Origin of the sequence: uncultured Ruegeria sp., assembly GCF_947497005.1 — a bacterium.
GTDB lineage: Bacteria > Pseudomonadota > Alphaproteobacteria > Rhodobacterales > Rhodobacteraceae > Ruegeria.
On record NZ_CANMFF010000041.1, the window covers coordinates 1 to 10187 of the forward strand.

The 10187-nt window shown below is 54.9% G+C and carries 10 protein-coding genes; 7 read left to right on the forward strand and 3 right to left on the reverse strand.

All coding sequences use genetic code 11. From position 1 onward, the window contains the following. Positions 1-156 precede the first annotated feature (156 nt). Complete coding sequence (locus Q0816_RS25485; protein ID WP_298856034.1) at positions 157-963, forward strand: sigma-70 family RNA polymerase sigma factor; 807 nt, start codon at positions 157-159, stop codon at positions 961-963. 347 nt (positions 964-1310) lie between these two features. Here Q0816_RS25485 and Q0816_RS25490 read toward each other — a convergent pair whose 3' ends face one another. The 3 genes from Q0816_RS25490 to nhaC form a co-directional block, all read right to left on the reverse strand. Next, positions 1311-2066, reverse strand: a complete 756-nt coding sequence (locus tag Q0816_RS25490; RefSeq protein WP_298856036.1) for an SDR family oxidoreductase — start codon at positions 2064-2066, stop codon at positions 1311-1313. 357 nt (positions 2067-2423) lie between these two features. Next, the gene (locus Q0816_RS25495; RefSeq protein ID WP_298856038.1) at positions 2424-3440 is read right to left on the reverse strand and encodes a GlxA family transcriptional regulator; all 1017 of its coding nucleotides are present in this window, start codon (positions 3438-3440) and stop codon (positions 2424-2426) included. Positions 3441-3512: 72 nt separating this feature from the next. Beyond that, on the reverse strand, positions 3513-4985 hold the full coding sequence (gene nhaC / locus Q0816_RS25500) for a Na+/H+ antiporter NhaC (RefSeq protein WP_298856040.1): 1473 nt from the start codon (positions 4983-4985) through the stop codon (positions 3513-3515). A gap of 809 nt (positions 4986-5794) precedes the next feature. Here nhaC and Q0816_RS25505 point away from each other — a divergent pair. From Q0816_RS25505 to Q0816_RS25530, 6 genes are all read left to right on the forward strand, one after another. Next, the gene (locus Q0816_RS25505; protein ID WP_298856042.1) at positions 5795-6415 is read left to right on the forward strand and encodes a glutathione S-transferase; all 621 of its coding nucleotides are present in this window, start codon (positions 5795-5797) and stop codon (positions 6413-6415) included. A gap of 36 nt (positions 6416-6451) precedes the next feature. Further along, positions 6452-7120 carry a cupin domain-containing protein gene (locus Q0816_RS25510; protein WP_298856044.1) on the forward strand — a complete coding sequence of 223 codons (669 nt, stop codon included), beginning with the start codon at positions 6452-6454 and terminating at the stop codon, positions 7118-7120. Between the two features lie 3 nt (positions 7121-7123). Further along, the gene (locus Q0816_RS25515; protein WP_298856046.1) at positions 7124-7807 is read left to right on the forward strand and encodes an SDR family NAD(P)-dependent oxidoreductase; all 684 of its coding nucleotides are present in this window, start codon (positions 7124-7126) and stop codon (positions 7805-7807) included. 3 nt (positions 7808-7810) lie between these two features. Beyond that, on the forward strand, positions 7811-8872 hold the full coding sequence (locus Q0816_RS25520) for an NAD(P)/FAD-dependent oxidoreductase (RefSeq protein ID WP_298856048.1): 1062 nt from the start codon (positions 7811-7813) through the stop codon (positions 8870-8872). A gap of 6 nt (positions 8873-8878) precedes the next feature. Further along, on the forward strand, positions 8879-9442 hold the full coding sequence (locus Q0816_RS25525; protein ID WP_298856050.1) for a TetR/AcrR family transcriptional regulator: 564 nt from the start codon (positions 8879-8881) through the stop codon (positions 9440-9442). Positions 9443-9505: 63 nt separating this feature from the next. Continuing rightward, the gene (locus Q0816_RS25530; protein WP_298856052.1) at positions 9506-10144 is read left to right on the forward strand and encodes an SDR family oxidoreductase; all 639 of its coding nucleotides are present in this window, start codon (positions 9506-9508) and stop codon (positions 10142-10144) included. The last annotated feature ends 43 nt before the right edge of the window (positions 10145-10187 follow it).

Genomic DNA, 10187 nt, shown 5'->3' on the forward strand with positions numbered 1-10187 from the left:
CAAGAGCTGACCTAAAAGCAGTCCGACCCGCCAAAATATCGTCCTGGCCGGGTAAAACGAAAATCATTTCCTCAGCATATAAACTGACCAGCTTGTCCATGTCCCCCGCCGCAAGCGCTGCCCAACCTGCCTTCAGATCTTCTAATTGTTTTTCATGTGCCATTCCATAATACCCCTGTCGGCAATTGCGCGTTCTCAGAAAGAATACCATTTTTTTCTAAGGGTCGGAAAAATATCCCGGCGGCTTGGCTGCGCCGGGTTGCCACGAACATCGCGATAGACACGTTACGTAGCGCACATCACCTACGCGAGGTCTACGTGGGCCCCTGGCTTCCTGAACCCCTTATTCAATCGGAGGCACAGGAACCGGGGCATCAGTTTGAACTTGCTCAGGAATGCGAACTGGCATTGTTGTGGGCCATGGAACGCCTCACTGAAAGAGAACGCGCAGCGTTTATTCTGCGAGAAGCGTTCGACGCCAGTTACTCGGAAATTGCGGGTACACTTGACGCTACTGAGGCCAACTGTCGCCAACTAGTCAGTCGGTCTCAGAAGAAACTGCAAGAATCCGGACCTCGTTTCGATGCCACGCCGCAGGAGGTCGCTGATTTGAGCCAACGTTTCTTCATGGCGATCATGGCAGAAGATTTTGACACGGCTCTTTCCTTGCTAAGCCCGACCTCGATAGCATTTTCGGATGGCGGTGCCAAAAAACGAGCGGCACGGCGTCCCCTTATGGGCAGCAGCGAGATCCTACAGGTGTTCCGGGCTTTGTATGAAAAAGCGCGAAACGAGCCGGGTTGGACAGTCCAGATATCGATGGTGAATGCCAAGCCCGCTTTTCTTCGCTACCAGTTCGGGCAGCTGGATTCCATCACGACACTTGCACCGGATCATCATGGGAAAATTGCATGGCTGTATGTCATGATGAATCCTGACAAACTTCGAGTGTTCGAACAGTAGTGATACGGCTTTAGCTGTCATTGGCCGCGCCGAAGAAATCAGTCAAAATTGGCTCAGAGCGGGCCTCGAAGGCGGCGCGGCATCATCCTCAGTTGAGCCGCAGATATAGGATAAGTCTGTCCGGGGAAGGGGGAACTGCGCTCAAACTCCGATTTGCGCAACAAAGCCCATCTACCTGATCAAAAAGGTGGCGAGCAGCGAAAGTCCAATCCGAATATTCAGTCTGCGGTGACGATACCCTGGCGAAAGTCGTCGAAGATGGCGTTCACCACGATATGGATTTTTGGGCGAGCTATCTTGTCTGGATGGAAACCGCCGTTGGTTACGAAGCAACCAACGGCAGATATCTAAAGCAGGCGGGTCGCCATACCACCGTCAACGGCGACCGGAGAACCCGTCACGAAGCTTGCCCGGTCTGACAGCAGGAACAATGCAGATTGGGCAATCTCCTTTGGCTCTGCCATGCGTTTCAGGGGATGCAAGTTGGCAATAAAGTCGTGCGTCGCAGGATCATCGCCAGCCATGTCAGTTTTAGTACCACCCGGCAAAATGGTGTTGATACGGACGCCATTAGCCGCGTGATCAGATGCCAAAGACTGTACGAGCCCAATCAGACCTGCCTTTGATGCGGCATAGGCCCCCATGCCGGGCATACCCCCATTGCTGAAACCAACAAAAGTTCCGGTGAAGACAATAGACCCGCCGCCGCGTTCCTCCAGTGCGGGTATTTGCGCCTTGGCCGCGAAGAACGCACTCGTCAGGTTTGTGGCAAGAACCGACTGCCAGTTGCCGGACTCCATTTCAGGAACTGGCCCCATCTCGCCCATAATGCCCGCATTGTTAAAAGCGCCATCAAGGCCGCCAAATTGCTGTTTCGCCAGATCAACAAGATCCCTGGAATATGTTTCGTCCGTCACGTCGCCCGCAAGGTAAACGGCGCGCCCGCTGCTTTGGGTAATCTGCCCGACGAGTGTGTTCAGCTGAGCTTCCCGGCGAGCACCCAACACAACATTCGCCCCTTCCGAAGCAAACAGAAGCGCGGCTGCAGCGCCGATTCCGCTGCTTGCTCCAGTAATGATGATGGTTTTGTCTTTAAGTTCCATGGTCATGCCTTTCTGAAATTGCATGCCAATCAACTAAGGAATGATGCGAGTGAAGCGCGACCCGGTTCTTGCGGGTGTTGAGTTACTTGAGCCGAAAGCGCAAGAAACGGATCAATTGGTTGACCCCAAAAGGGAGCCGTCGTTCGTTCGCGGTAGGGAAACCTCTTTATTGGGATCAGTACCAACGCTCGTGCAAGAGCAACATCTAACGATTGAGCCTACGAGAACGGCCCATTGCGGACATTTGCCATACTGAATGTGCCGCGTCGCAGCGTTCCCAAAACGGACCTTGGTTGGCTGCAGAGAAAGTACTGGGGTACGTTCAGATGTCTCAAATGATGACTGTTCAGACGCAAATTATTCACGTCTTTCAGACCACGCCCTTCTGAATGAAGTTGGCGCTTCGCCGTAGCGTTTCTTGAAACGTACTGTAAGTTGTGTAGCGCTGCTAAAGCCTGTGGCTGCCGCGATTTCCGCGACCGCCATCTCGGTTTCGCTGAGCAATGCGTAAGCCCTCGAAACGCGCAATTCTATATAAAACTGAACAGGCGAAGTTTCGACATACTTTTGGAAGAGACGCTCTAACTGGCGACGAGATATCTGCACGGCTTCTGCTATTTCAGAAATATCTAACGGCTCTTCCAGGTTTTCTTGCATGATCTGCATCGCGTTGATGAGGTACTGGTTGCGACTACCCAAAGCTACGGAAAAGGCTGATTTCTGGAGCGTTTTACTATTGTTGGACCGAAAGTGGATGCACATGTCCGAAACGATGACCGCCAGGTCATTTCCGAAATCGGATTCGATCATGTCCAACATCATGTCGGTTGCGGCATTTCCGCCGCCACATGTCATAAGCTCATTGTCGATCTCATACAGGTTTGACGATGGCTCCAAGTCATCAAAATGTTCGATGAAAGCAGGGTGGTTTTCCCAATGCAATGTGAATCTTTTACCTGACAGAACTCCAGCCTTGGCAAGGGCGAAAGCTCCCGTGCAAATACCACCCAGATTACATCCAAAAGTTCTTTGGCGGCTGATCCACGACAGGACTTTGGGGTTCGTACTTTCCGCCGGTTCAATACCCGAGCAAACAAACAGCCGCGACGATCGCGGTAGGTTGTGCAACGCAAAATCCGGCGTAATTTCAATCCCATTCGAACAAGAGACCGGATTTCCATCTTCAGTGATCAGAAACCATTTATACAGTTCTTTGTTTGTAACCTGATTAGCGATCCTCAGAGGTTCCACTGCAGCGCTAAAGGCCAGCATAGTCAGCTTTGGCAGCAGCAGGAAATAGATTTCCTTGGCCGATCCATCATAGTCTATGCGATAGCTGGCCGCGCCCTTTGGGACAAAGTTTCTCGGGTCCATATGCTCTCCTCCCAGTATCGACCAAGGCGGATGAAGGACACCAACACCTCATTTGGTGTTGGTGCAGAAAGATTAGGCACTCATCTGCGCAACAGGTTCGCCACTTTCCTCCCAGGAGCGGATTTCTTCTTCGCTTGCTTTAGGCGAAAAGAGCCCTGTCATGGCATAGAAGATACCGATGACCGGTGACAGCCAGCAAGCGAATGCAAGCGGAATATACAGCAGGTTTTCGAAGTTGCCGTCTGCGATACCCAAGCCAAGCGCCGTGATGACAAACGCACCACCCGCATTCCACGGAATCAGAGGGGACACCAATGTTCCGCCTTCCTCGACCGCCCGGGACAGATTCAGCGGGGAATAGCCCATCGCGCGATAGACGGGCGCATACATTCGGCCCGGCAGTGCGATGGACAAGTATGGATCGCCTGCAACGGTATTGGTGGCGACAGACGTCATGATAGCCGAAATCTGTATGCCGGCGAACGACTTCACCTTCGAGATGACAACTTTGATGATGGCCTGAAGGCAGCCTACGCGTTCAAGCGCTCCACCAAAACCAAGGGCCAGCAACACCAGTGAGATTGTCCACATCATTGACTGGATGCCGCCACGGTTCAGAAGAGGATCGATCTCCGGAACACCGGTGTCAATCGAGTAGCCACTGTTAGCGAAGGTGACCGCCTCATGCAGCCCAGCCCCCTGGCAGAAGATAGCCATGATGCCGCCCGCCACGGCCCCTGCGAACAAAGACGGGATCGGAGGTTGTTTCATGACTGCCAGCACGACGACCAGAACAGCCGGAAACAGCATGATCGGCGAGATCCAGAACGCGTCGTCCAGCGCAGCCGTGATTGCATGAATGCGGTCAAACGAAACCTGAGATGTATCGATCAGAGTGAAGCCAACGACAAAGTATATCACCAGCGCAATCAGCATCGAAGGCACTGTGGTCGGGAGCATGTTTCGAATGTGATCGAAAAGATTAGTCCCTGTCACGGCAGGAGCCAGGTTGGTTGTGTCGGACAAAGGCGAGATCTTGTCTCCAAAGAATGCGCCTGAAACCACCGCCCCAGCCGTCCAATACATTGGAATACCAAATCCAGCACCGATCCCCATCAGAGCCAGGCCAACTGTACCGGTCGTACCCCATGAGGTGCCCAATGAAACAGAGACAATCGAGCAAAGGACCATTCCAGCGGCGAGGAAAAGCTCAGGCGACAAAATCTTGAGACCATAATAGATCAGCGTTGGTACAGTTCCGCTTGCGATCCACACGCCGATGATCATGCCCACTGTAATCAGTATCGAGACGGACGGCAGAGAGATATTGATGACGTGGAACACGCCTTCTTCGATGCTGGGCCATTTGTGACCCAACATGAGGCCAACGATGCCAGTGATCGCGATGCCGAATGCCAGAGGGATGTGCGGGGTAAAATCGCCGAAATAGAATAGCTGCAGCCCAAGCACACATAGGGTCAGCACTATTGGCACAAGCGCCAGCACCAAGCCGGGTTGCCGTATGTTGTCTTCACTCGCAGACATATGGGTCTCCTCCTTTTGAATGATCCAGAACCGTGATGATCTGCGGAAGAAACCAAGTTTGGCGGTGTGGGACTGTCGGTCAGAGCGCACATCTTGTTAGAATTTGCGACATTGGCGCGTCGGAATTCGGCGTCTTCGAATGAATTGAAGACTGACCAATGCGATCATGCTAAACAATTTAGCCGCGTTTAGGCCATCTCACCTCCTTGATTGGGACACCTTACAAATTTTGCTCGAATTGGAGTGGTTCTGTTGGTCAACGGCCCATTCCGGACCCTGAGTCAAGGATCGTGATGCCGCGGTGCGGCCCGTCATACCGGCCATTCGCTGCGCTTGCGAACTCTGGTCGGCGTCGGAGGTCATGTGCGCGGACAAAGTTCGCTTTCGCTGCGGTGTTTATGGGCTCGTCAAAGACGCTGTACAACTAATGGAACTAGTGGAGCTACATGGGTGTAGGCCAGCCCTGACCCGTGCGCAGATGCCTGAACATCCGCAAATCCGCACGAACAAAACCTAGTTGGAATTTGATCATCCATTGGCTGGCCGACTGCGGCAGGCAGATGCTGTGGCCCGGTTCTCGAAAACTTCTGCCACGATACAATTTGGTGCCCCCGCTTATGGCGCAGATACCGAATCTGTTCTTGCTGAGTTCGGTGTTACAAAGAGAACCAGCGCCAACGCAAATCAGTGAGAGCATCGTAACATACAGAATTAAAACATTTGTTAAGGGGAGTAAAAAGGGGTTGTAATGCTATCTACCTATCGATAGGTAGATTGTACAAAACGCAAACCCCGACAAAGGTACTCAGATGAAGATTTTTGATGTCGAAGGGTTCCCGAATCCTGCACGTATCCGCATTGCGCTGGCTGAAAAAGGCGCGTCAGACAAAGTTGAGTTTATCCCTGTGGATGTAATGGGCGGCGAGCATCATACGCCTGAGTTCAAAGCCAAGAACCCCGACGCCGCGGTGCCTTGTCTGGAACTGGAAGATGGCTCGCACATCGCACAATGCAACGCGATTACTGAATATATTGACGCAACTTTCGATGGCCCATCATTGACCGGCGTGACTGCGCAAGAGCGTGCCCGCATCTCGATGATGAACCTGCGCGCGGAAAACGGTCTGTTGAATGCGGTAGGCACCTACTTCCACCACGCTACACCTGGGCTGGGCCCCGATCTTGAAACTTATCAATGCGCCGAATGGGGCAATAAGCAGAAAGAGGTCGCCGGAAAAACAATGGCCTATCTGGACTCGGTTCTCGCCGAAAGTGAATACTTGGCCGGAGACACATTCTCGGTAGCTGACATCACTGCCTTTGCAGGATTGGCGTTCGCCGATTTTGCCAAAGTTGAAATTCCTGAAACCCTGACCAACCTGCAAGCTTGGCGTGCTAAGATGGCGGCCCGTCCATCTATCGCCGCCTAAGCGAGAACTGCCATTTAAGTCGAAAGGACCTCTCCCATGGAGCTCAACTCGGACTTCTCCTCGCGTGTCGTTGTTCACTCTGATCAGCTTGAGTGGCAGGCCTCGCCCATGAAGGGTGTGGACCGGCGCATGCTGGACCGAATTGGTGGCGAAGTCGCCCGCGCCACCACCATTGTGCGTTATGCGCCCGGTAGCAAATTTTCGGCCCACACCCATACAGGCGGTGAAGAGTTCATCGTTTTGGACGGCGTCTTTCAGGATGAGCATGGCGATTTCCCGGAAGGCACTTATGTGCGTAATCCGCCCACAACCGGGCATACGCCCGGCTCGGAACCCGGCTGCACGATCTTCGTCAAACTCTGGCAGTTCGACATGGATGACCGCAATCAGTTCCGCAAAACCATGGCCGACGAACTGGCCGCACCCGTGAACGGGGTCGCCACTGCGACCCTGCACAAGGATGACCGCGAGGTTGTCACTTACAGCCATGTTGATGCAGGCACCGAGGTTACCTCGGATGCGCCAGGTGGTATCGAGCTGTTGATGATTGGCGGATCGCTGACCTCAGGTGACGACGTTCTGACAAAGAACGACTGGCTACGCCTGCCCGAAGGCGAAGCGCTGTCTGCAGTTGCGGGTCCGGACGGGGCGAAGGTCTGGATGAAAACCGGCCACCTGCCCTTTGCTCAACCACCGGCAGTGTGATTCATGAATTCTGACAAACCTCTGGCGATTGTCGCCGGTGCGGGGACTGGCCTTGGCCAGTCCCTTCTCGCGCGGTTTCAGGCAGGTGGCATGACGACCATTGGTCTTGGACGGACGCAGCCGCAGGAAATGACCGCGCCGTTTCATCAGGTCGATCTGTCCGATCCGAGTGCGGTTGCGCCAGTGATTTCTGAATTGATCGCTGCGCATGGCCCGCCGAAGATCGTGGTACACAATACGGCTGAGCTGGTGATCGCGCCATTCCCCGAAACCACATTGGAGGACTACCAGAGAACGTGGACATCAATGGTGCAATCTCTGGTCGTGCTGGGGCAATGTGTTCTGCAACCGATGGTGCGCGGCGGTGGTGGCGTGCTGATCGTTTCCGGGGCCACAGCGTCGTTGCGCGGCGGCCCACGGTTTTCCGCTTTTGCGTCGGCTAAGTTCGCCTTGCGCGGGCTGACACAATCGCTGGCACGTGAATATCAACCGGCTGGCGTACATGTCTCGCACGTCGTTCTGGACGGGATCATCGATACGCCCCGCTCGCGGGATTTGCACTCGCTGGATCCATCGAAGATGATGAAACCGTACGAGATTTCCGAGGCCTACTGGCAGTTGGCTCATCAACCGCAATCCACCTGGACCCATGAGCTGGACCTGCGCCCGGCATCTGAGGGGTTCTGATCGATGCAGACGCAAACTGTGATCATTGGCGCAGGCCTTTCTGGCCTCTGCCTTGCGCGACAGCTACAGGCACAAAACCATGACTACCTGCTGGTCGAAGCGCGGGGTCGTCCGGGCGGACGTATCCTGACGGAAAGGCTGGAGGGTGGGTATTTCGACATGGGTCCGGCCTGGTTCTGGCCCGGGCAGCCGCGTATTGCAGCGTTAATAAAACGGCTTGGACTGGAGTGGTTCGAGCAATATTCAACAGGCGCCCTCAGCTTTGAAAACGAGATCGGCCAGGTCGATCGCGATCGCGGGTTTGCCTCGATGCAAGGGTCTTATCGACTGAAAGGTGGTCTGGGCACCCTCATTGATGCGCTGGCCGCTGAGATACCGCAGAAGCGGCTTATCTTATCCGCGCCTATCGTCGGGTTAGAGAAGTCTGCGTCTGGGATCACCGCGACCGCTCAAACTGGGCAAGTCATCCATGCTCAGGAAGTCGTACTGGCCCTCCCTCCTCGCGTGGCGAGCAAGATCGCGTTCTCACCTGCTTTACCAGATGAAGCTTTAGCGGCGATGACCGGAATCGCGACTTGGATGGCCGGACAGGCCAAAGCCATCGCTGTCTATGATACCCCGTTCTGGCGCACGGCCGGGCTGTCCGGTGACGCGATGAGCCGCAAGGGGCCGATGGTGGAAATACACGACGCATCCCCTGCCGAGGGTGGACCTTACGCGTTGTTCGGCTTTATCGGCTTGCCTCCCCGCGCCCGCAGCAACGAAGAACGGCTGCGGCAGGAGCTCAAAGAGCAACTGTCCCGGCTGTTCGGCGCCGAAGCTGCGGAGCCAAAGACACTCTTTGTCAAAGATTGGGCCTTCGATCCGTTCACCTCTATCGAAGCGGATCAACAGCCGTTATACGCTCATCCGCAATACGGGCTGCCCCATGCGATGACCCGTCTGTGGGATGGCCGACTAATCTCTGGCGGGACCGAAGTTGCACCACAGTTCGGGGGCTATATCGAAGGCGCTCTGGAGGCTGCGGACAACACGCTGGCCCTGGTCATGACGGAAAAGGTTTGAGCACGTATGACGAGTGATACCAAGACTGCCCTTCTGGATGTTGCCGAACACGCCGCACGGGCGCGCGGATTTGACGGATTCAGCTATGCCGATCTGGCCGAGGCAGTGGGCATTCGCAAGGCGTCGATCCATTACCATTTCCCGACCAAAGCGGCGCTGTCGGCGGCACTCATGGATCGCTATAGTCTGACCTTGGAGGCAGAGTGCAACCGCATCCGGGTAGAACACAAAACCGGGGCCGAGCAATTGCTGGCCCTGATCGACCTCTACCGGGATGCACTCAATGACGGGAAAACCCTGTGCCTCTGCGTGTCGCTCATCAGCAGCCGTGAAAGCCTGTCGGATGACGTGATCCAAAAGATCCGGAAATTCCGCGCCATGATGGTTGCCCAAATCGAAGAGATCCTGAAGCTTGGCCAAGAAGACAAGTCAATCACCGGCATCACCGATCCGATCTCGGAGTCCCGCGCGATACTGGCCCTTTTGGAAGGCGCGCATCTGACCGCACGCGCGGAAGAGAATGTGAATACCTTCGATGAGGCTTTGGGCGTCTTAAAGTCCCGCTGTTGACCTTCGCCCCGACACATCGGATCGTTGCCGCAAGCAATTCATTTGATATTCGGGGCTTCCCTTATGCCCAAAGTCATTCTGATCACCGGCACGTCAACCGGCCTTGGTGTTCAAATCGCCGTACAAGCGGCCCAAGCGGGCCATACTGTCTATGCTACCATGCGAAACCTCGCCAAACGCGGCATCTTGGATGTGGCCGCCTCTGACGCTGGCGTCAATTTCAACGTGCTTGAGTTGGACGTGCAGGACAGCGCCAGCGTAAACGCCGCAGTCGACCAGATCATCGCGAACGAGGACCGGATCGATACGCTGATCAATAATGCGGGTGCTGGATTTGTCCGCACAACCGAACAAGCCAGCGAAGAAGACGTCGCCTGGGTCATGGATGTGAATTTCATGGGTGTCGTGCGCTGCACAAAAGCGATGATGCCACACATGCGTTCAGCGCGCTCGGGCCACGTCATCACAATCTCATCCGTAGGCGGCCTTGTGGGTCAGCCATTCAACGAGATCTATTGCGCTGCAAAGTTCGCCGTTGAGGGATACACTGAGGCTCTGGCCAGCTATGTCACGCCCAATTTCGGCATCCATTTCTCGACGGTTGAACCGGGCGGCATTCAATCCGAATTTGCCGCCAATGTGCTGAAACATGTCGAGGCCACGGGCGGGATAGCAATCTGCTCGGACACCTGTTCGAGATGATTGTGGCGCGCTGTATCGTGGAAGGGCTGGCAAGCGGCCAGCG

Bases quoted from the DNA above. Each gene is read 5' to 3' on its own strand.
- Q0816_RS25490 (WP_298856036.1), bottom strand. From the start codon at position 2,066: ATGGAACTTAAAGACAAAACCATCATCATTACTGGAGCAAGCAGCGGA.
- Q0816_RS25495 (WP_298856038.1), bottom strand. From the start codon at position 3,440: ATGGACCCGAGAAACTTTGTCCCAAAGGGCGCGGCCAGCTATCGCATA.
- nhaC (WP_298856040.1), bottom strand. From the start codon at position 4,985: ATGTCTGCGAGTGAAGACAACATACGGCAACCCGGCTTGGTGCTGGCG.
- Q0816_RS25505 (WP_298856042.1), top strand. From the start codon at position 5,795: ATGAAGATTTTTGATGTCGAAGGGTTCCCGAATCCTGCACGTATCCGC.
- Q0816_RS25510 (WP_298856044.1), top strand. From the start codon at position 6,452: ATGGAGCTCAACTCGGACTTCTCCTCGCGTGTCGTTGTTCACTCTGAT.
- Q0816_RS25515 (WP_298856046.1), top strand. From the start codon at position 7,124: ATGAATTCTGACAAACCTCTGGCGATTGTCGCCGGTGCGGGGACTGGC.
- Q0816_RS25520 (WP_298856048.1), top strand. From the start codon at position 7,811: ATGCAGACGCAAACTGTGATCATTGGCGCAGGCCTTTCTGGCCTCTGC.
- Q0816_RS25525 (WP_298856050.1), top strand. From the start codon at position 8,879: ATGACGAGTGATACCAAGACTGCCCTTCTGGATGTTGCCGAACACGCC.
- Q0816_RS25530 (WP_298856052.1), top strand. From the start codon at position 9,506: ATGCCCAAAGTCATTCTGATCACCGGCACGTCAACCGGCCTTGGTGTT.